This window comes from Kushneria pakistanensis (assembly GCF_014652795.1).
Classification (GTDB): Bacteria; Pseudomonadota; Gammaproteobacteria; order Pseudomonadales; family Halomonadaceae; genus Kushneria; species Kushneria pakistanensis.
Window position 1 is genome coordinate 515,817 of the sequence record NZ_BMZM01000001.1, and the last position, 21,112, is coordinate 536,928.

Consider the following 21,112-nt stretch of genomic DNA (forward strand, 5'->3'; position numbering starts at 1 on the left):
CTTTTAGCTGTTGATGGAACAGGATATTGCAGTGATGAGATCAGGACGTCAGCACGGAAGGGTTGAGCGTCAGCATCTGCATCGAAAAGGCCGTCGGTGTTTTGGGTTTACCGTTGGCATCTACAAAGTAGAGCTCAAACCCTGTGCACTGGCGCCGCGTCTTGCTGGCGTTGACATAACTGCCAAGATGTTTGAGGCCATCAAAGTGAATACCCCGGTCTTCTACGGTGACCTGAATGATCGGATTATCCAGCAGGTACTCGGTGACCAGCTTGATGGTACCTTCGGTGGTGACCTGATTGGTCGTGAAACAGGCCAGACCCCGACTGAGCGCATCCTGGCGCCACAGGAAGTGCTGCGGCATACCGGTGGTCAATTTGACAAGCTTGCCACCAATCATCATCTCACTGACCCCCGTCAGACCCACCGTGGGAACACCGGCGGCGTTGCGGGTCAGGCTATAGCGCTCGTAAAGGCCATCGCCCTTGCCAATGGTAATGGCATCTGAAAACGCAACGTTTTCATTATCTTCCAGCGTCAGTGGTCCGCCTTTGGTGCGCATTACAATGCCCTTGGCTGACCCCGCGCTGTTTTTACAGGCTTCAATCACAAGCGGTGGCAGATAGGCCCACTTGTCCGCCTGTTGAACAATGCTGTCCGGTGTAATACGTACAGCACGACCTGATGCACTTCTCACCACCATGGCGCCGCCGTGGGCAGAAACGCCCCCCATACGCGCATCGTGTAAAAGCGAGCTGAACACGTTACGCCAGCCCCAGGTCACCTTATTACCCGCGGCGAAGCAGTTCATGATCTGCTGATAGCTGGTGCTGCGGATGGCGGGATAGCCACTTTCATCATCGGTTTCATCGGCGGGTGCTACCAGCGGCACCTCAGGAGCCGCACCGGTAGTACGACGCTTTTCCCACCAGTTGCCCGTAAAGTTGCAGTCATAGATATGAGAAGCCAACAGGGCGTCACCGCTCAGGAACTCAAAAATGTTGTCCTGGAAGGTACTGCCGTTGATCTGACGACGGAAAACAAAGGCGTTGCCACAGTTGTTGAATTCGTTGCGCAAAAAGCGCCCTGTTGTCGAGTAGCTGTTTTTGCTGTCTTCGCAGTAAAGGCCGTAACCCACCTGAATGAAGACACAGTCCTCCATCGTGAAGTTGACCACGATCTCCTTCACGTAAATGGCGTACTGAATGTTGCTGAAGTGAATGTTGCGGAAAACGCTGTTGTAACCGTAGGCATCAAACGCTTTCTTGCCGTCGCTTTCCTTCTGCCCGGTAATAAACAGGTTTTCCACCAGCGGCCCCTGTTTGATAAACATGGCGCCAGCGAGTGCGCTGCCTGGCCGAATCCGTGCGCGGCCGCCGTTCTGATTTTCGCGCAGACGGCCGGGGCCGCTGAGGTTCTTGTACTGGAGATCAACCGTTTTAGCGATCACGTAGTCACCCGGCGGTACGATGACCGTGGTGACGTTGCTGGCCGCAGCAGCATCAATGAAAGCCTGAGAGCTGTCATTCTTGCCGGTCGCATCAGCGCCAAAATCAAGAACGGTTTTGATTGCAGTAGCAGTAACAGTCGTCATGAAAAGTCTCCACAGTTAACCATGAATGGCTTGTTTGTTATCCGTTTTGGATAACGTGGAGTCATGATTGATGATGCGGTTAATACTGTCAAGACTAAATTGACTAATTTGGTTAATAAAAAGTATTGGTAAGCAGTAATCCTTTTTTGAACAGATATTTACTGATGGATGATTCGATAGCTATCGGCGCAACATCATCTGCGCCATCACGACGCCAATGATTCTGCACTGCGGTCCCAGCGTCATGTACTGCTGTGCCCAGCCCCGGTTCAAGGCCTTGAGCATCGGCGGCTGCCCTGGCTCTTCGATATAGCGTTTGAAGGTGGCCTCGGCACTGCCGTGCTCTTCACACTGCACGATCACATCATCGCCCGACATGGCCTGTACATCAGGGTCTACAAAGATCAGCGTTCCGGGCGGGTAGACCTCCATCATTGATTCGCCGCGTACGCGTAGAACAAAACATCCCGGCCCGCAGTTGGGCGGCCGCGGGAAAAATTCCTGATCACTGTGGTCAATGATGCTGGCCGAGGTCTCCGTCCAGGCGCCCGCCTGCACCCAGCTGAGCAAGGGGGCCATACCTTCCATGAAGGGCGCCTGCTCAATGCTGTTGTCACCGCGTGGTGGCATGGCGACCACATTGTCGTCATAAGGACGGGATGGCTCATGAACGCTGTCCAGCCAGCCATCTTCCTTGCCAAAGGCCGCCTCGATACGGCGCGCAAAATCGTCACCGATGTTACGCGTGGCCTTGTTGCTGAGCACGCGGCTGGCTGCTGGCGGTTCCACACCGACACATTCTGCAAATGCCTTGTTGCTGCCAGCCTGATTGCGAAGGGCGCGGGCATTCTCACGTCTTGTTTCATTGATTCTTGGCATGGTTGACATCCATCAATAGAAAGTATTAAAACTTTGTCGAAATTAACCTTGAAGGTTAATTACAAGCCCTGCATACTCTAGTTGTTACCCAACTGTGTACATTGTACATATTGTGCATCTGGTGGCTGGCGATTGCCATCGTATCAGGGCAATAGAGACGGCCTGCAGAATGCGTTTCCGGTCAAAGAATAATTGGGGGAGTGTTTCATGAACGAATCACAGCGCAGCAGGATCATTATTGCCCTGATGAAGCGGGAAGGCGGCTTTGTTGATCACCCCGATGACCGGGGCGGGGCAACCAACTACGGCATTACACAACGTGTGGCTACCGAGCATGGCTATCGGGGCAGCATGCGCGATCTGCCTCAGGAGATGGCTGAAAAAATCTATCTGAAAACCTACTGGCATGCCATGAAGCTTGATGAGATCAGTGCGCGTGCGCCCGCGCTGGCCATCGCAATGCTGGACTACGGCGTACACAGCGGCACCAAACGGGCTGCGCGACAATTACAGGAGGTGCTGAACGTATTGAGTAACAATGGCCGGCGCTGGCCTGCCATTGAGATAGACGGTTGCATTGGATCGCAGACGCTGACGGCAATGGACGCCATGTTAAAGCTTCGCGGTGTGGGCTGTGGGTACACACTGGCGAATACCCTTAATGCGCTGCGTCTGGCGTGGCTGGTTGAACTGGCAAGGCGGGATCCCTCACAGCAGGCATTCGCGCAGGGCTGGATAGACCGTGTCGTCAGGCTGGGAGAAGAGATGTATGACACTGGAAACGACACTGGTACCCGAAGCCATCAGATTTCCTCTCAAAGGGGATCTCGTCATGGAATGGTATGACGTGAGTCGACGTCTGGCCGTGGAAGCGCCCGAAGTGGCGCAGTTGTTTAGCTGCCCTGCAACCTGTGAAGCGGCAGGCGCCGTGGTCGCCGCTACCCTGGGTTGCTGGGAAGATACCTCATCCAGAGCAGTACTCAAGGCCCTGGATGAGCAGCCGGAGTTGATCGAGCGAATCAAAATGCTGGATGTAGAGCGCATCCGACTTCAACTGGGCGTTATTGATCAGAAAACGCCCATACCACCAGCAGTAGGGGTGGCCATGACAGGACTTTTCAAGAACGACTGGCGGGCCGGTGTAGGCTGGACGCTCTGCGGTATGCTGGCGCTCATGTCTCTGGCGATCTGTATTACCGTGATTCGAGATCCTGAGCGTATCCATGACTGTGTGGATATCATGACCTGGCTTATCTTTTCGGCCAGCGGCATATTGGGCATCAACCTGCACGGCAACAGTGTAGAGCGCCGTGTCATGATGGAAGAGACACAGATGGGGTTAAATGAACGCGGTAGCGATGCACCGTTGCCACGCCCCCGGGACTTTCAGGATTAAGACCAAAACATGCCTTTAACGCCACCGAGCGCCCGGCAATGCCGGGCGCTTTTGCGTGCTGTGAACGGTCCGGCTCAGCGCTGGATCAGGCGTGCACTGAACCCGATGGGGATCGTGTCATCAAGGCTGCGATAACCCAGCAGAGAGAGAACGGTCTGGGCATTGTCCAGTTGCATGAGCTGGTTTGTGTCCACACTGATGGGCTCGGCAAGTGTCAGGTGATAGTACTGCTGGTCCAGCCGCTCAAGGGTCAAGGGCACCTGTTCGCTGCGCTCGAAATGATTGCCACTGGCGGTCAGCGTGACATGGCGGGTAGTTGCATCGCCTGGCTGCAGATTGCTCAGCCAGGCCGGATTGACCTGCGTTGACAGCGTGACCATTGCCGAGTCGGAAGACAGCCCTGACAAGAGGCTACCCAGGCCACCTTTCTTGCCCAGCAGATCGGTTTGCTCAAGACGTAGCGGCATTTCAAATCGGCCGCTGTCATCAATGGTGCCTTCCAGATCGGAGACGTGATAGGTCCGCTCCATCGGCCCGCGCGGCCCCTGGCCCGCCACATGGGCAGTAATTTCGCTATCAGCAGGGACAAACTGCCACGCCGCATGGGCCTGAGACGACAACACAAGTGCTGTGCTCGCCACCCCCAGCATCTTCCAGAAACGATCACGCATGCACTCACTCCTTGTTGATAAACGACACTGGCCTCGAGGCGGTGCTTTGGGTATCATACGCAACCGCAATATCAGGGCCTATAGCTCAGTTGGTTAGAGCAGGGGACTCATAATCCCTTGGTCGCAGGTTCGAGTCCTGCTGGGCCCACCATTTAAATCAAATGGTTACGGGATTATCAGACAGCTTGTTCAATGTTTGGTTGCGGTTTGGTTACTGATACGCGGCAACCTCGCCATGACACTGTCCCACCTTGCTGGATCTGCATGCGCGTATCGACTGGTGACTGTCAGCGACGAATGCCCCAACAGATCACGAATACTTGTCAGTGTTTCTCCCTTGCTCGCCAGTAGCGATGCGTAGCAGTGACGCATGTCATGGAAGCGAATATCCTGCCGTCCGATGGTTTCTCTGGCTTTCTCAAAAGCTACTCTCACTTTGTCACCTGTGGTAGCGAAGGGCAGGGCTCCTACCAACAGTTGAGCTTCATCAGACAGTGGAATGACTCTTGGTTTTCCATTCTTGGTCTGGTTGGGCTTGAGCACAATACGGTCGCTGTAAACATTTCCAGGTTCTAGGGCCAAAAGTTCACCTCGTCTCATGCCGGTAAGCATTGCCAATAAAATTACCTGACGCTCTACTTCGTATCGCGCTGGCACTGCCTCCAATAGCTCGGCAAGCTCCGGCTCAGTCAGATAGACGTGGCGCTCGTTTTTGGGAGATGGTTTGCGTAGTTTGCCGTCAAGAGGCAGGTCCAACCAATCCCACTCACGATAAGCCAGTGACAGCACCCGCTTGACCACCTGAATTCGATTGTTGATAGTCGATTGTGCCAACCCCTTTTCTTTCAAAGCTTTCTGCATTTTTCTTGCTGCATCGAGCAATTCTTGGCCAATTACAACGTCAGGAGCGTGTTCGTCCATCCACTTAGCGACTAGAAGTATGTGCTGTTTCTGAGAGCGCACATCGTATTCGCTCACCATCCGCTGAAGACCTTCCGAGAAGGTACGCTTGGGTTTGCGTCCCATCACGCCGTTAAATGCATTCTCCTGTTGCTGAGCCCCTGCCTTTAAAGCGTACTGCCTTGCCTCTCCTTCTGTTTGAAAAGTTCGTTGAGAGCGACGGCCGTCGATTGTTGACCGGACGACCCAGGTACCACGGTCTTTCCTTTGTGAGACTGTAAATCCCATAGCTGATCCTCTTTCTCCTGAGGACCGCGCCTGCAATGCTGAGCGTACTCCTCAACTGCTGACTGATCAAAACGTATAGCACTGCCAAACCGAACGAATCCGATTTCGTGTTTGTGTCCGTAGACCCAGCTCAAGCTCATACACAGTCGTTTCGCGACCTCCTTTGGGCTTAGTAAATCGTGATCCATAATCCATACCTTGATGGTTTGCGCAAAGCAGGAATTCTTTCAAAGTCCCTTAAAATGTTCTTTATGACTACTTGCACATTCCAGAGGAACAAGCAGAATGGTTGAAATTTCCATTTTTTTGTGATCGTCAATATCAATTGAAATTAAGCTTTGATGAGCCGAAAGATGAATCAAATATCGCTAATTTAAATTAAGAACCATTGGTGTTTGATCTACCTATAAAAAAGCATTATTAAAAATAAATAAGGTATTATTAAGATCTTTAAAGCTAACAATCTATTATAATTTTTAAAGCCTTGGTGCGATTAAATATTATCGAGTTTTAAATTTTTAGGAGTAATGCTACTTGAAGCGCTCAAGCAGATTTAATACCGATGTATCAAAAATACATTCTGTGACTCACAGGGCATGGCTATCTGCTGACGATATTGGATCAAGCATTTTTAAACGTGTTGAGCGTTTGACTGAAACTATTTTTGATGCATATGAAGTAAAAAATTATAAATTGCGAAAAAATAAATTTGACAGTGTTTTGGATGATATTGAAAAAGGGGTTATTAATCCTAAGGATGATTGGTCGTACGAATTCAGGATGGTCCAGAAGAAATCTTACGATGACGAGATAAATTTACATTTTGAAATGGCGCTTCAACAAGCTGTATATGCTTTTTTTATTTGGGATAAATATTTGCTACCTTTGAAAAGCGCTATTTTTATGCTCCCGAGTAAAAACGCTAATGAAGAAAGTGCTAGATTATTCTCTGATATATTAGCCGCTATAGATCACTCCGGTCGACATTTGATAGCGCTCTATTTAGTTGAAAACTTAAAAAACAAAAGTTATCAGAATCGTGCAGAGAAAGGTGGACGCTCACGTTCAAAACCTCATACTAAAAAAGAAAGAAACTATCTATTATGGGTAGTTTTTAAAGGAATGCTTTATAACGATCCTCAGAGCCTAAGGCGTTTCATGGATTATGATGAAACTGTCGCTCATGATTTTGCTAAGCGTATTCAGAAGGCTAATAAAGAATACCAGATGCTGAATATAGATAAGCTTGATACGCTAGAAGTCGATATTCAAACGCTTTTTGTGGAGCGTTATAATGAAATTAGTGAAATTAAAACAAAGCAGAGAAGTAAAAATGTTAATAAGGAGTTGGTGAGGCCCAGGTTGAAACCCTATACCGAAAGCCTCGGATTAGAAATGGCTAAATCACAAGGCCGTTTTGAAGGCCTGCAAGAAGCATTGATATTTTTATTGAAATCTCGCTTTGGAGAACTGCAGGGGCAGATATTGGATGAGATTTATCGAACTGATACAAAAGATGGCTTGCGGGCGTATCTAGAGCTTGCGTCTCGTGTAAAAACTATCGATGAAGTTATACCGGTGCCATCTTGAGCTAGAGGAACGGATAAATAACAATGCCGCCCCGAAAGGCGGCATGATTTGTATGGTCTTGATGTTAAATCGACATTGGTGGCGGGCCCATATGAGGGACCAGATCGATCATGCGAGTCTTGCCCTGAGTAAACAAGCCAATTTCGTTATGAGCTAATAACACTTCGATCGCTTCACGCAGGCGTTTTTTGTCACGTAGCGGGGATGGTGCTCGCTGACGTACGTCGTTGTAACGGAGAATGCGGTTGTTAAAAGCACGTAGCTCGTTGAACCATGTGTTAAGCAGCTGAGCATCCTGCACCTCTTGGGGCGGCGGCATCATGACCTGTTGAAAATGAACTGAAAAATAGTTACACAGCTCTACGGACATGCGAAGTGTTGCTTCGCTAATATCACCTTCCTCTTCCTCGAATATATGTAGCAAAGCTGACACACGGGCTATGTTATCCGTCAGTTTGGACGCATGATCAGGGCAATCTTGAAAGCGTCGTCCCGGAGCCATCTCTGATTCCACTTCATTGGCCAGTTGTATCCAACATTGCGCGGCAGCTGGTGAAAATTGCAATACTTTACGCGTCGTGTCTGGTGAGTCGACTAAAAGCAGGTTTTGTCGAGCTAATGAGGTCAAACGCTTTTCCGCTTCATGCCAGTCTTCTCCTGGCTTTTGCTCGTCAAGATTGTAGTGGCGCGATCCTCGCACTGATGCCGGTGCACAAACGATAAAGCGTGCTAGCCATCCAGAATCGCGGTCTGCTGATGTTAAATGTGAAGTTAGTATTCCCGGTTGAATCATTAACAATGTAGATACGCGAGCATTGTAAAGTACAATATCGGGTTTTGTAGCACGAGTAATTGTTGTGCTATCACCACCCCACATCTTGTTGAGATGCCCCCTGGCTCGGCTCACAGTACTTTGGAAGTAGGTGTCCCCCTCATCCGAGGCAAGCGCTGCCGTTGGAATGGCTTCGGAAAGACCAAGAAATAACGCTTCCAAAGTTGTATTGGGATACAAAAGGCGAAACTGGCGTGGCTGCTTTGGTCGAGAATCGTTGTGATCACGCAGCATCTGCTTTTCTTTTTGAGCTAATCCGCCATTTTTCGAAATAACGCTACGTACCTTTTGGCGGAGAATATCGTGTTCTAACTGCCATTGATCGAGGTCACGTTGGTAATCCTCTAGGCGTTTTTGATACTCAAGGTACTCTTTCGCCTGTAACAGTTTCAGTGGTGCCATGATTTCATTTTCTACGGCCGTTTTGCCTTCTCCAGAATCGTTAACAATGCAAACATTGAGCGACAAGGGGCGAACTGCTCCGTAAGGAAGTCGTACGTCATAACGACCTTGCGCCAAGATTGCTAAGGCACCCAACATAGTCAGCCCAACCATGTCAGCTGATGCTTGACGTTGAAAAGCGAGATCATTGCATGCGTTCCAGAATAATGTATTTTCCAAACGCCAAGCACTGAAATAATTGGTAGGAGCAGGTAGAACAGGACGCAAATTAAAATTCATATCGTATTCCTTCAAGAGAATTATCAATCGCTTTGAAGTTATCTTCAAAGGCAAGGTCATCTTGAAGGACTCTATGAGTTGGTTCTGTAGACGTACTTGAAAGGATCTGCGAACCAAGTAAGGCTGTTGACTTTGATGCTTTTTTGTTGTTGGGGTTGAGTGGGACTCAAACGAAAACTAGGCAGACATGCTATTTCTGCTACTCAGTAGCAGAAATAGCTAGGTTACTGTCAATTAACATGGGCTCTACTAGGTTCTGTCTAAAAAGTTGGCGCGCCTATGGCGATCAGTACAGGCCAGCGTCACCGTGGCCCTGAAACTGCTAACCAGATTGTCATAGGGGGTATTCAATCGACGTCTTTTCTTCAACCAACCAAATAGGCGCTCCACTACATTGCGCTGATGGTATTGCGGATCTGGCAAACTGACGTAAAGGCCCTGAGGCAGACGCCCGTGCATGCGCCGCCGTGGAATGATCGCGCGTATGTCATGGCGAGCTTTCTAACTTCTTCAGGAAGGTAATGAAAGAGCCCGTCAGGGACGGGCCTTACGCTCAGCGACGACTCGAATCGAAGACGTGAATCCCTTGATTGACAGGTTTGCTATACGCTTTGCAAAGGTAGCTGGCGATGTACATTGCTTCATCCATTGCGCACCAATCGTCAAGGTGCAGGATGCTTGACCAAGGGACCTTAGTTACAGGGCTATCGCTTACGTTGACCAACTGTCTAAAGCGTGGGTCATCAGCAGCGAAGCCCATCGCTTTCAGCCACGAACGCATCATGCGGTGATAGAGGTTCTGGCGTGAGTACGTACCATTTTTATCTGGTGAAAATATGCCCAGGCTGTCGTAAGCATCCTTGTTGAGCAAAAACATCAGATGGTAATGAGGTTTGTCACTATCGGCTTGCTCGCGGGCCCACAGATAGCGTGGTGATGGTGCGTACTTGGTATCCGCTTTTCTCAACTCGTAAAAGAAGAAGCGAAAAAACCTTGCCAGAACAGCGTTATCATCATGCATACGTAACCTTGGCATGGCATCGGGAAAGCGCAGATCTACTCGAAAGGTAAATGTGGTTCGATTCTCCTCCTGAGCGAGATTGAGCGTGTAGAGGCTCCTTTCCAGGAAGTTTTCAATTAACGGTCCTTTTTCATGTTGCATGACAGAGTAACCACAATAGGTCTCTTCGTAGAAAAGACGCAGTTTATCGTTGTGAGGATGGCGTAGAGGAAAGCTTGAGAACATTGGTTATACTCGCGAACAAGATTAATGGACTTGAAGCGAAGTTCTTTGATTGTTGGAGAGAGGCCCAAGGATGGATGAACTCCTGTTGAGTAACAGCATCAAGAGTATCAGTGAGTTGACCATTGCTGCTTGTTAGAACAGCTTGGAGTTCATTCCATATCTCTTGTTTTATATCAGAAGTTTGTATTAAGTCAGAAGGGATATTGAGTACTTGGACCTGCTCTGTGGATATTCAAGATAGACTTCACTTGTGAAGTCTATTAATGATTCATGGAACTCTATAATACTTCCCCGTCGGTAGTGCACGTGAATGCATTAGGTTAGGCCTATCCCTTAACATAAAAATGCAAGGTAGAACCGGCGAAACGAGTCATGGACGCATTATCAAGAAATTCCGTTTCCAACAGGACAAGAATTAATGACGAAATGATCGCCACTTCACTTCATTACATATCGTGGCAATGTTAAGAATTACATTTCTTGGATGGGGGCTTGTGCTTGCCCATTTGAAAACCGAGATGATCTGCTGCGTGCTTCAAGGTGGAGAGTATTGATGAGGCTTGGCTTCATTCAAAAATATTTCAGACCTGTATTACCTCCCTGAAGCTGGGAAGCATTGGCTTGCTCAATAGCTGATTTCCACAATCAGGAGGTATTTATGAAATTGACGTGTCCACTCTGTGACTCCTCTCGGATTGTTGATCGCCATCAGGGCCGCAGTGTCTGCGGCAGTGTCGGCATTGTGGCCGGTTCCGCCGGCGGTGCTGCCGGGGCATGGAGTGGCTCACAGGCAGGTGCGATGGCAGGGTCCTTTGCAGGGCCCGTAGGCATTACGGTAGGCGGTCTAGCCGGTGCCGTGTTTGGTGCCCTGGCAGGTGGTGCTGCCGGCGGGGTAGCCGGCGCCCGTTTTGGCAGCGAGCTCGATGAGCGCGTGCTCGACAACCTCGAATGCTGCGACTGCGGCCATACCTTCCGTACCCAATCCTCGTAATACCTGTCTCCCTCGGAGACATTGATTCATTTCCATCTCTTTCATTCAAAGGGCCCGCCATCGGCTGATGGCGGACCCTTATGCCGTCTATATCCCTATCAGCAAGGAGTTTTCTCATGGCACATCAAGTCGAGCAAATGGCGTACGTTGGCGACATCCCCTGGCATGGGCTGGGGCAGCAGCTGTCTCCCCATCAGCCTCTCGAGGTCTGGCAGCAGCAGGCCGGCATGAACTGGCACATCGAAGAGACACCGGTGCGTTTTATCGCCGATTCTTCATCTCATCTCGGCAGCATCCATTCCTTCCCCGAACAGAAGGTTCTTTTCCGCTCGGATACCCAGACGCCGCTGTCGGTGGTGTCACAGCGCTACAAGGTGGTGCAGCCGCAGCAGGTATTGGAATTTTATCGCGACCTGACCGAATACGCCGGCTACGAGCTGGAAACAGCGGGCGTGCTCAAGGGTGGGCGCAAGTTCTGGGCGCTGGCCCGCAGTGGTCTGAGCACGTCGCTCAAGAACACAGATGAGGTCAGGGGCTATCTGCTACTGGCCACGTCCTGTGATGGAACGCTGGCCACGGTGGCCACACCCACTTCCGTGCGGGTGGTCTGCAACAACACGCTGAGCATGGCCATCAAAGGTACCTCTCAGATGGTTCGGGTGCCTCACAGCACCGAGTTCAATCCACAGCGGGTCAAACAGCAGCTGGGCATTTCGGTATCGCAGTGGGATGACTTCATGTACCGCATGAAGGCACTGGCTGAACGCAGGATCAGCCATGACGAGGCCACCCGTTACTTCCAGACCGTGCTCAACAACACCGACGCCCCCTTGGGCGAACCGACTGGGAAGCCCAGCCGTGCCATGAACCGGATGCAGCAGCTCTATCACGGTGAAGGACGGGGATCTCACTTCTCAACGGCGAAGGATACGGCCTGGGGGCTACTCAACGCCGTGACCGAGTATGTCGATCACGAGAAGCGTGCCCGCAGCAACGATACCCGTATGGACTCGGCCTGGTTCGGGCAGGGCGCCAATCTGAAGTATCGAGCACTGGATAGCGCCCTCGAGCTGATCGCCTGACCACTAAGCCTATTTTTCACCACTCCATCATATAAAGCCCGACCAGTTTTCTGGTCGGGCTTTTTTATTGTGGCGAGGAGCGACCTGATGAATACCGATATCCCTCTATCTATTTCCATTGCACTGACCGATCTGTCGCGCCTGATGCTGGAACAGGGCAAGACCCAGGCCGACACCCTTATCTGCGCCAGGGGCTGCTTTTACCGCGCGTCCATGACGCTCGAGCGTATTGCAGAAGAGGATCTGCAGGACGTCATCAATGAATATCTTCCGGAGAAAAGCTCATGACCCAGTCAATTCCTCAGCAGAACAGTGTCACCAGGCGGCCGCCTGAATCCAGCAGCGACAGCACTGCCATCATTCAGGTGATCGAACGGGCAGCGCTCAATCCTGACGTGGACATCGACAAGATGGAGCGTCTGCTGCAGATGCAGGAGCGTGTTCTCGATCGCCAGTCCCTGATGGCCTACAGCAGTGCCATGGCCGCCATGCAGACCGAACTGCCCAGCATTGCCGAACGGGGCAAGGGTAATAACGGTCACTACGCCACGCTGGAAGACATCGTCGATACGGTACGCCCCATTCTGCAGCGTCACGGCTTCGCGGTAAGCTTTCGCATTCAAACGCAGGAGCGCGGCATTCAGGTGACCGGTGTGCTGATGCATCGGGACGGCCATCGTGAAGAGACCAGCATGCTGCTTCCTGCCGATGTGAGTGGCAACAAGAACGCCGTGCAGGCCTTTGGCTCCTCGACCAGCTATGGCAAGCGCTACGTGCTTTGCGCGCTGCTCAACATCACCACGCGGGGCCAGGACGATGATGGTCATGCGGCCGCCCCCATCAAGCGGATCACCTCCTTCCAGGCCGGACAGCTTCGGCAGCTGATCGCCCGGTGCCCTACGACCACACAGGAGTGGTTCATCGGCCGGTATGGCGATGCCGAGCAGGTCCCCCAGAGTGATTTCGACAGACTGCGTGCTTCACTGCACAAGCGCGCCAGCCCTCAATGACCATCCAATTGACCTATGGCGAGGACGGGCCCTCGCTACGTATACCGTTATCCAAGAGAAATAAAATGCAGATACTAACGTTGGAGCAGGGTACGCCCGAGTGGCATACCGCACGGTTGGGCATCGTCACCATGTCCGAGCTCAAGACCCTGTTGATGAAAGGTAAGGGGCCCAGCAATTTTGGCGCCGGAGCGCTGAGCTACATGCACCAGCTGATCGGTGAGCGCATTACCGGCGAATCAGCGGATGCCTTCCAAGGTAATGCCCATACCCAGCGTGGGCATGCACTGGAACCCATGGCAAGGGAACTCTACAGCGAAGTCACCGGCAATACTCGGCTGGAGCAGGTGGGCATTATTCTCAACCATAGCGCCGGTTATTCACCGGATAGCTTGGTAGGCAGCGATGGGCTCATCGAGGTAAAGACCAAACTGCCCAAGTATCAGATCGAACTGCTGCTAGCCGACAAATTGCCTCAAGAGCATCTAGCACAGTGCCAAGGTGGGCTCTGGGTGAGCGAACGCGAGTGGATCGACTTTGTCAGCTACTGGCCTGGGATGCCACTTTTCGTGAAACGTGCTTATCGGGATGAAGCGTTGATCCGCAACATCGCCGAGCGAGTGGAAAAATTTTATCAAGAGTTGGAACAGCGCCTTTTCAGGGTTATTGCTGCCTAATGAGAGGATTATGGTTGTTTGCAAAATGGTCGCTAGCTTGGTTGCCGGAGCTTGCTGCTCGAAGAAGCAGAGGGTGAAGGTAAGCTTTGGAGAATCACTAAACGGCTTGCGAAATGATAATTGGATCGAGAAGCAAGGCTCTTGCGGTGCAGGCGAGAGGGTATAAGAGCATGACCATGTAGTCCGTTTGTGTTGACAGCACATTTTGGACTTGCGTATCTATCTCGCCACCCATCCCATACACGCCGATTGACGTGTATGGGATGGATGGCGAGATAAAAAATTTTATTATTTTCAGAAGTTTGCAGAAATATTGGATTCGATGAGCAGAAAGGTAGAAGGGAATACCTATATCGTAAAGGAACTGTACTGCGCTCTTGTTTCAAAAAGCAGTTTCGATCATGTAACAAAGGCTGGTTGGCTAACTATTTGAAATAAAAAACAAGTTTAAACTCTGTTAAAATCTATCCAATAATATTCATCGAGGATGAAGCATGGAAGACCGGTGGCTTTACGTCGATGAGATCGGCGAGTACCTAGGCGTCAAGCACGATACCGTCTATCGGTGGATCTCGGAGCGTGACAGAGTAGATGGCTGGGGCCGAAGTAGCGGTCCTTATGCGAGTGAAAAGCCAAATGTATGACCAAATTACTCTCGAGAAATTTGGGTTTAAGACCCGTCAGAGCGGCGCTCATGTATCTCGCACCATTATGCTGGATGAACTTTATGCCCTGTTCGAGCAAGTCGGGATTGATGCTCTTCCAGCAGCCTATCAAGCAGCAGTGCTTGAACAAAATTGTTTGGCTAAGCGCTCTGGTCGGACTCGCCAACTTACGGCTCGGCATCTGGTAGAGCTTTACGGGCTCGATCCTGCCAACCCGGTTCATGCTGGTCTGCGGTTCTTCTGGTCCCGTGACAAAGCGGCTCGTCCACAGCTTGCACTTCTCGCAGCTGTCGCTCGTGACAACCTGTTGCGCATTCTCCTGCCAACGATACTCGCTAAGCCTCTTGAAACACCTGTACTTAGAGAACAGCTAGAGGAAAGAGTTGAAACACTTTGGCCTAAGCGGTTCAGCCCGGCGACGCGAAAGTCGTTAGCTCAGAATATTAATAGCAGCTTAACTAAGGCAGGTCACCTTAGTGGGCGTGTATCAAAGATTCGCCAACAGCTTAAGCCCGCTATAGGCGCAGCTGCCTATGCCTTTTATCTAGCTTGGTTGCAAGGTTCAAGGGGTGAGCTACTGCTGCAAAGTGCTTACTGTCAAGCTCTGGATGTGGGGAATGACGAGCTGTTGGAATTGGCTGCCCAGGCTTCGGCGAGGGGATGGATGGTCATGCGGCGCGTCGATAATGTGGTTGATGTTGACTTCCCTGCGCTAGCCCCGGTTGCCGCGAAAGCCATGCAAGCGGGCCAAGATGCTGCCTTCAACAGGAAGCTCCCTTATGAGCAAGGTTAAGCGCCTGATCGAATCCTACAGTCGTTTTATTGCCCTACCGTGGCGGGATGACGCCGCTGCGGCACAGCGAGTCGTTTTCTGCGTCTATCCAGAAACTGAGGAGCTACGCATTCGCGCCAATCTTGGTGAGCTCGAGCTTGTCACTCGGCAGCATGGCCATGACTGGATGCCCTTCGACCTTACCGACACCTTTGCGCTGTGGATGGGAGAACAGAAATACGCCACAGGCTATTTCAAATCCCCATCAAAGCTTTCGACTGTCATCCATCGTTATCTGGATTGGTTGGAGGCGAGGTTTACTGCAGAGCTAAGCAGAGAGGGGGTGAGCGATCACTACGTTGTCGCGCTCTATGGAGTCGGCAGCCTCTTTGGCTTACTGAAGGTCAAGGAAGTCGTCGACCGCTTGGCTATCCATGTGCCAGGCAGGTTGGTGGTTTTCTTCCCGGGTAGCTTCGAGAACAATAACTACCGGCTTCTGGACGGCTACGACGGTTGGAACTACCTCGCCACTCCCATCACCGTCGATGGTTCACGGTAACCCACACCAACAATTTTTCCGCACTACGCTATCGCAGGGGAAAGGACGTATGCGCAATCGCGATATTTATGCCAAGGATCCGTCACATCAGCACTTGGTGAACGAGGGGGTAGCGTATGTCAACGACGATACCAGCAGTCGAGCCCAAGCTGTGCTTCGCTATGAGCTGGAGACCTTCGTCTGCGACGGCCAGTACGCCAAAGGCATGCAGGATATCCTCGACACTTATCTCCGTAACCTGAGCAGCGGTACTTCACAGCAGCCGGGGGTGTGGATCAGCGGTTTCTTTGGCTCGGGCAAGTCGCACATGGCCAAGATGCTGCGAAACTTGTGGGAAGATGTCGCCTTCGGCGACGGCGCCACCGCCCGGGGCCTCGTCCATCTGCCTCAAGAGATTCAGGATCTGTTCAAAGAGATATCCACCCAAGGCAAGCGTCACGGCGGCCTGTTCGCCGCTTCCGGCACCTTGGGGGCCAGCTCTCGCGACAAGAGCGTTCGCTTGGCGCTGCTCTCGGTAATCTTCCGCGCCGCCGGCTTACCCCAGCAATACCCCGTGGCTCGCTTCGTCATGTGGCTGCGCGATGAGGGCATCCTCGACCAGGTACGTGACGATGTCACCAGTCGCGGTGACGACTGGCAGGAAGAGCTCGATAACTTCTATGTCGCCGAGTCGCTTCATGAAGCGCTGGCTAAGGCCAAGCCGAGGATCTTCGGTAGTGTTGAATCCTTCACCGAGACCCTCAGCCACCTCTATCCTCACGTTAACGACGTCAGCAGTGGCGAAATGCTCAAAGCCATCCGTCAGGCGCTCAGCCAAGATGGCAAGATGCCGCTGACCCTAGTGGTGCTGGATGAAGTACAACAGTACATCGGTACCGACGGCCAGCGTTCCATCGACGTACAGGAGGCGGTGGAGGCCTGCTGCAAGGAGATCGGTAGTCGGCTGATGTTCATCGGCACAGGTCAAACGGCCATTACCGGGACCAGCAATCTCGCGCGTTTGCAGGGGCGCTTTACCACCCGTATCGAACTTTCGGATGCGGACGTGGATGCGGTGATTCGGCAGGTCGTCCTGGCCAAGAAGCCGGAGGCCAAGGGGCCGGTCAAGGAGGTAATGGAAGGCAACGTAGGAGAGATATCTCGTCATCTCTCCGAGACGTCCCTTGCTCACCGGCAGGAGGACATCCACCACTTCGCCCAAGATTACCCGATCCTTCCGGTGCGCCGCCGCTTCTGGGATGCCGCCCTGCGCGTACTTGATCAGACAGGCACCGATAGCCAGCTGCGTAACCAGCTGAGCATGATCCACAAGGCGATTCAGACCAATCTGGATGAGCCGCTGGGCCACATCATCCCGGGTGATTACCTGTTCTTCGATGCCACTGACAAGCTGCTGCAGTTCCGCATGCTGCCGCGAAAGCTGCACGACGCCACCCAGCAATGGCGAAACGGCAGTGGGGATGAGCGTTTGATGGCTCGTGCCTGTGCGGTCGTGTTCCTGATCAATAAGGTCGCTAGTATCAACACCGAACTCGGCATGAAACCCACGCTGAGCAATATTGCCGATTTGCTGGTCGATGACCTCAAGGCCGGCAGCAGCTCGCTGCGCAGTCGCCTGCCAGGGTTACTCGATGCGTGTGAGTTCATAATCAGGGTGGGCGACGAGTACCGCATCCAGACCGAAGAGAGCGCCGCTTGGAATGATGCCTTCCTGAGTCACAAGAGTACGCTTGGCAATGCTACCCACCAGATCGAGACAGAGCGCGACGACCTGATTCATAAGCACTTTGCCAAGCAGGTTGGTAACTTGTCGTTACCCCATGGCGAGGCCAAGGTGCCGCGACCGTTGTCTCCGGTGTTTGATATGTCACTGCCCAATGACGCGAATGAAAAGCTTTATGTCTGGGTGCGTAACGGTTGGTCCGACGATATCAGTCAGGTGCGCGCCGATGCCCGCCAAGCCGGGACTGAGTCGCCTACGCTGTTCGTTTTCATTCCCAAGCGCTCTGCCGATGAATTGCGCAACCAGCTGATCGAATTCAGGGCTGCTGCGGCAACACTGGAAACCCGCGGCACGCCAGGCACTCCCGAAGGCCAGGAAGCCCAGGCGGCCATGCAGACCACTCGCGACGCTGCCCAGCGGCGTATCCGCGAGCTGTTGGACGAAGCCTTCAACGGCGCTCAGGTCTTCCAGGGCGGTGGCAACGAGATCGTTGGTGCCACCCTGCGTGATGCCATCCTGGAAGGTGCCGAGAACGCCTTGGCCCGCTTGCATCCGAAGTTTCCTCAGGCCGACCATGCCAGCTGGGACAAGGTCTACGCGAAAGCCAAGCAGGGGGCTCCTGACGCTCTCAAGGCCATTGGCTTTGAGAGCGAGCCCCAGAACCACCCGGTCTGCAAGGCCATCCTCAGCTACCTGGGCAACGGGAAAAAAGGTAGCGAGATCCGCGATCATTTCGAGCACGGTGAGTATGGCTGGCCCCAGGACGCCGTGGATGGTGCCCTGCAGGCACTGCTAGTGGCCGGGCAGATTCGTACCGCCGACGGCGTGGTGCCGCAGGAACTCGATCGTCGCGCCATCGGGAAGACCGACTTCCGGATGGAGGCTACCACCATCTCCGCCGGCGAGCGCATCAAGATCCGTAAGGTGATGCAGAAGCTCGGTGTCCAGGCCAAGTCCGGTGAAGAATCAGCCAAGGCGCCCGAGTTCGTGGAAGCGCTTCGCACCCTGGCGGAACGTGCAGGGGGCGAGGGCCCGTTGCCTGCGCCACCACAGTCCGAGGCCTTGGAAGCCGTGCGTTTGAGTAGTGGCAACGACCAACTCAAGGCGATCGTCACCAACCAAGCAGCTCTGCTGGCTGCCATCGATGACTGGCAGACCATCGCCGACAAGATTACCCTACGCCGTCCCGCTTGGGCGACGCTTACCCGTCTAGCCGACCATGCCAAGGGCATCCAGGATGCAGCACCGCTACTCGCTCAGGTCGACCAGATTCGTGAGCATCGCTCGCTGCTGGATGACCCCGACCCCGTCCAGCCGTTGCTAGCCAGCCTGACCCAGCAGTTCCGTGAGATCTTTAACGAACTACAGCAGCGCTATGAAGCAGAGCATGTTAGCGGTATGCAGCGCCTGGAAGCGGATGACAATTGGCAGCAGCTCTCGCCTGATGAGAGACATGACCTTCTTGCAAGCAAGCGCCTGACGGCTGCCCATGCCCCCAGTATTGCACTTGGCTCAACCAATGAGGTATTGGAAACGTTGAGTCACGTTCGGCCCGATGCGCTGGCCGATCGTATCGCCGCGTTGTCTAGCCGCTTCGATGAAGTGCTGGCGGCGGCTGCCGAGGCCATGGAGCCCGAGATCCAGTTCGTCGATCTGCAGCGGCGAACGCTCAAGAATGACGACGACATTGAGGCTTGGTTGGAGGATGCTCGTTGCGAGTTGCGCGGGGCCCTCCAGAAAGGTCCGGTTATCATCAAATAATAAAGGGCCGTTCCATGCTGACCTCTATTCAGCTGACCAATTTCAAGAGCTATCGACAGGCTAGGCTGGACTTGGCACCGCTGACCTTTCTGATCGGCCCCAATGCCTCGGGCAAGAGCAACGCCTTAGAGGGTATTCGGCTGCTCAACTGGTTGGCCAAGGGCAAGCGTCTGGACGATATCGAGCGTGATATTCAGGGCGGAGACACCGTGGTACGCGGCCAGGCCCTTGACCTGTTCCGAGAGGACGGCGAGTCGTTCACACTGGAAGCACACTTGGTCGATGCGCCCGAAGACTGGTGCGATTTTTCCATCACCATCGATCAGATCGGTGATCAGCTTGTGGTAGCAGGCGAGCAAATCACCCACATTGACCAGAAGGTACCCCTTTATCGTGTGGACAGTGAGCCCAACGAGCATAGCGATGAGATTAGCATCGCCTACAACAACTTTATGAAAGGCCCGAGCAAGCCTCATATCCCATGCTCGAATCGCCAGGCGGTTTTTTACCAGTTAGAAACCCCGGGACGCTTTCAGCAGAAGCACCCAAAAGCGCAGAAGCTCATTCCAGAGGTTGCACGCACCTTGCGCGAAACTTTGCGCAATATCGCCTTCCTTGATCCACAACCATCGCAGATGCGTGACTATGAGTACGCTGGTGACAAGTATCTCAAGGAGAACGGCGGCAACCTCTCCGCAGTGCTCTACCAGCTTTGTCAAAGCCCTGACAGTAAGCAGGCACTTCTGGATTTCATTCGCTCTTTGCCGGAGCAGGACATCACCGATATCCAGTTCATTAAGACCGAACGTCAGGATGTGATGGTACGCCTGCAAGAGAGCTTTGGCGGACGTGAACGATTGATTGATGCACCGCTGCTTTCCGATGGAACCCTACGCGTGCTGGCCGTGGGCGCGGCGCTACTATCAGCGCCAGAGGGAGCCTTGCTGATCATCGAGGAAGTCGACAACGGTGTACACCCCAGCCGCGCCGATGTATTGGTCCGGCAGATTCGCGAGGTTGCCAGCCAACGTCAACTGCGTGTGCTGATGACCTCCCACAACCCGGCCCTGCTGGATGCCCTCCCCAATGCGGCGCTGGCCGATGTGCTGTGCTGTTACCGTGATCCGCAGCAGGGTGATAGCCGCCTGTTGCGTTTGGGCGATATGGAGCGTTACAGCGAGCTGGTGGCTCAAGGGCCGTTGGGCCAGTTGATGACCCGTAAAGTGTTGGAGCGCTTTCTTAAGGACGAGAGCTCATCAGACCAGCGTCGTGCTTCGGCGCTGGCTTGGTTGGAGGAGCTTAAGCAGGATACGGAGTCACCCAAATGAGTGCGCTCTGTCTGGTGGATACCTCCGTTTTTCTGGAAGTCCTCAACGTTCCCTGTAAAGCTGGGCAGCACGTTGCCATCTTGGAGCAGCTGGCCGAACGGTTAGATATTAATCGTGAAGAGCTTTTCCTGCCCATGGCTACCATTCTGGAAACCGGCAACCATATTGGTCAGAACGGCGATGGTCGCCAGCGCCGTGATTGCGCGCAGCGCTTCGTCAGACAGGTGGAGCTTGCCTTGACAGGTCAGTCACCGTTTAAACCCATCAGCTTTCTGGAGCCGACACAGCTTCGAAATTGGTTGAATGAGTTTCCTGACCATGCTGGCAGGGGGAGTGGTCTAGGGGATCTCTCAATCATTCATGACTGGCAGCGGCTTTGTGAGCAGAACTCGCACCGTCGAGTCTATATATGGTCGCTTGATCAACATCTAGGCGGTTACGACAAGCCATCATCATAATGCCTATCG

At 52.9% G+C, this 21,112-nt stretch carries 20 protein-coding genes, 1 tRNA gene and 1 pseudogene; 14 read left to right on the top strand and 8 right to left on the bottom strand.

Annotated features, from left to right (window positions below):
* Window positions 1-40: 40 nt before the first annotated feature.
* Both IE123_RS02285 and IE123_RS02290 read right to left on the bottom strand, forming a co-directional pair.
* The gene (locus IE123_RS02285; protein ID WP_189514674.1) at window positions 41-1,594 is read right to left on the bottom strand and encodes a right-handed parallel beta-helix repeat-containing protein; all 1,554 of its coding nucleotides are present in this window, start codon (window positions 1,592-1,594) and stop codon (window positions 41-43) included.
* Between the two features lie 180 nt (window positions 1,595-1,774).
* Window positions 1,775-2,473 (bottom strand): LexA family protein, encoded by a 699-nt coding sequence (locus IE123_RS02290; protein WP_189514676.1) that lies wholly within the window; start codon window positions 2,471-2,473, stop codon window positions 1,775-1,777.
* 207 nt (window positions 2,474-2,680) lie between these two features.
* On the opposite strand from IE123_RS02290, the gene IE123_RS02295 reads away from it, so the two are divergent.
* Both IE123_RS02295 and IE123_RS02300 read left to right on the top strand, forming a co-directional pair.
* Window positions 2,681-3,319: a glycoside hydrolase family 108 protein gene (locus tag IE123_RS02295; RefSeq protein ID WP_189514678.1), complete on the top strand. Its 639-nt coding sequence runs from the start codon at window positions 2,681-2,683 to the stop codon at window positions 3,317-3,319.
* 1 nt (window position 3,320) lies between these two features.
* Window positions 3,321-3,869, top strand: coding sequence for a hypothetical protein (locus IE123_RS02300; protein ID WP_189514680.1), 549 nt, complete (start codon window positions 3,321-3,323; stop codon window positions 3,867-3,869).
* A 74-nt stretch (window positions 3,870-3,943) separates the two neighbouring features.
* Here the strand turns inward: IE123_RS02300 and IE123_RS02305 are convergent, their stop codons facing one another.
* Window positions 3,944-4,540, bottom strand: a complete 597-nt coding sequence (locus IE123_RS02305) for a hypothetical protein (protein ID WP_189514683.1) — start codon at window positions 4,538-4,540, stop codon at window positions 3,944-3,946.
* A gap of 74 nt (window positions 4,541-4,614) precedes the next feature.
* On the opposite strand from IE123_RS02305, the gene IE123_RS02310 reads away from it, so the two are divergent.
* Window positions 4,615-4,691: transfer RNA gene (locus IE123_RS02310), tRNA-Ile, on the top strand.
* 38 nt (window positions 4,692-4,729) lie between these two features.
* Here IE123_RS02310 and IE123_RS02315 read toward each other — a convergent pair.
* The gene (locus IE123_RS02315) at window positions 4,730-5,728 is read right to left on the bottom strand and encodes a tyrosine-type recombinase/integrase (protein ID WP_229819539.1); all 999 of its coding nucleotides are present in this window, start codon (window positions 5,726-5,728) and stop codon (window positions 4,730-4,732) included.
* A 53-nt stretch (window positions 5,729-5,781) separates the two neighbouring features.
* A pseudogene (locus IE123_RS16300) lies at window positions 5,782-5,916 on the bottom strand (helix-turn-helix domain-containing protein); the annotation flags it as partial.
* A 346-nt stretch (window positions 5,917-6,262) separates the two neighbouring features.
* On the opposite strand from IE123_RS16300, the gene IE123_RS02325 reads away from it, so the two are divergent.
* Window positions 6,263-7,318 (top strand): hypothetical protein, encoded by a 1,056-nt coding sequence (locus tag IE123_RS02325; protein WP_189514689.1) that lies wholly within the window; start codon window positions 6,263-6,265, stop codon window positions 7,316-7,318.
* Window positions 7,319-7,382: 64 nt separating this feature from the next.
* Here IE123_RS02325 and IE123_RS02330 read toward each other — a convergent pair whose 3' ends face one another.
* From IE123_RS02330 to IE123_RS02340, 3 genes are all read right to left on the bottom strand, one after another.
* On the bottom strand, window positions 7,383-8,831 hold the full coding sequence (locus tag IE123_RS02330; protein WP_189514691.1) for a YfjI family protein: 1,449 nt from the start codon (window positions 8,829-8,831) through the stop codon (window positions 7,383-7,385).
* A gap of 249 nt (window positions 8,832-9,080) precedes the next feature.
* The gene (locus IE123_RS02335) at window positions 9,081-9,290 is read right to left on the bottom strand and encodes a transposase (protein WP_189514693.1); all 210 of its coding nucleotides are present in this window, start codon (window positions 9,288-9,290) and stop codon (window positions 9,081-9,083) included.
* A gap of 94 nt (window positions 9,291-9,384) precedes the next feature.
* Window positions 9,385-10,077, bottom strand: a complete 693-nt coding sequence (locus tag IE123_RS02340) for a YagK/YfjJ domain-containing protein (RefSeq protein WP_189514695.1) — start codon at window positions 10,075-10,077, stop codon at window positions 9,385-9,387.
* Between the two features lie 658 nt (window positions 10,078-10,735).
* Here IE123_RS02340 and IE123_RS02345 point away from each other — a divergent pair.
* The 10 genes from IE123_RS02345 to IE123_RS02390 all read left to right on the top strand — a co-directional run bounded on the left by IE123_RS02345 (window position 10,736) and on the right by IE123_RS02390 (window position 21,103).
* Window positions 10,736-11,068, top strand: coding sequence for a hypothetical protein (locus IE123_RS02345; RefSeq protein WP_189514697.1), 333 nt, complete (start codon window positions 10,736-10,738; stop codon window positions 11,066-11,068).
* A gap of 116 nt (window positions 11,069-11,184) precedes the next feature.
* A complete protein-coding gene (locus IE123_RS02350; protein ID WP_189514699.1) occupies window positions 11,185-12,150 on the top strand; it encodes a DUF932 domain-containing protein in 966 nt (321 codons plus the stop codon).
* An 87-nt stretch (window positions 12,151-12,237) separates the two neighbouring features.
* Window positions 12,238-12,438 carry a hypothetical protein gene (locus tag IE123_RS02355; protein WP_189514701.1) on the top strand — a complete coding sequence of 67 codons (201 nt, stop codon included), beginning with the start codon at window positions 12,238-12,240 and terminating at the stop codon, window positions 12,436-12,438.
* The gene (locus tag IE123_RS02360) at window positions 12,435-13,160 is read left to right on the top strand and encodes an ERF family protein (RefSeq protein ID WP_189514703.1); all 726 of its coding nucleotides are present in this window, start codon (window positions 12,435-12,437) and stop codon (window positions 13,158-13,160) included. Before IE123_RS02355 ends, IE123_RS02360 begins: the two co-directional genes overlap by 4 nt.
* 65 nt (window positions 13,161-13,225) lie before the next feature.
* Entirely contained in the window at window positions 13,226-13,837 is a 612-nt protein-coding gene (locus IE123_RS02365; protein ID WP_189514706.1) for a lambda exonuclease family protein, read from the top strand.
* A 618-nt stretch (window positions 13,838-14,455) separates the two neighbouring features.
* Window positions 14,456-15,295, top strand: coding sequence for a hypothetical protein (locus IE123_RS02370; protein WP_189514708.1), 840 nt, complete (start codon window positions 14,456-14,458; stop codon window positions 15,293-15,295).
* On the top strand, window positions 15,282-15,833 hold the full coding sequence (locus IE123_RS02375; protein WP_189514710.1) for a BREX protein BrxB domain-containing protein: 552 nt from the start codon (window positions 15,282-15,284) through the stop codon (window positions 15,831-15,833). Before IE123_RS02370 ends, IE123_RS02375 begins: the two co-directional genes overlap by 14 nt.
* A gap of 49 nt (window positions 15,834-15,882) precedes the next feature.
* Entirely contained in the window at window positions 15,883-19,317 is a 3,435-nt protein-coding gene (gene brxC, locus IE123_RS02380) for a BREX system P-loop protein BrxC (RefSeq protein WP_189514712.1), read from the top strand.
* Between the two features lie 14 nt (window positions 19,318-19,331).
* Window positions 19,332-20,645: an AAA family ATPase gene (locus IE123_RS02385; RefSeq protein ID WP_189514714.1), complete on the top strand. Its 1,314-nt coding sequence runs from the start codon at window positions 19,332-19,334 to the stop codon at window positions 20,643-20,645.
* Window positions 20,642-21,103: a hypothetical protein gene (locus IE123_RS02390; protein ID WP_189514716.1), complete on the top strand. Its 462-nt coding sequence runs from the start codon at window positions 20,642-20,644 to the stop codon at window positions 21,101-21,103. The genes IE123_RS02385 and IE123_RS02390 overlap by 4 nt, the downstream gene beginning before the upstream one ends.
* The last annotated feature ends 9 nt before the right edge of the window (window positions 21,104-21,112 follow it).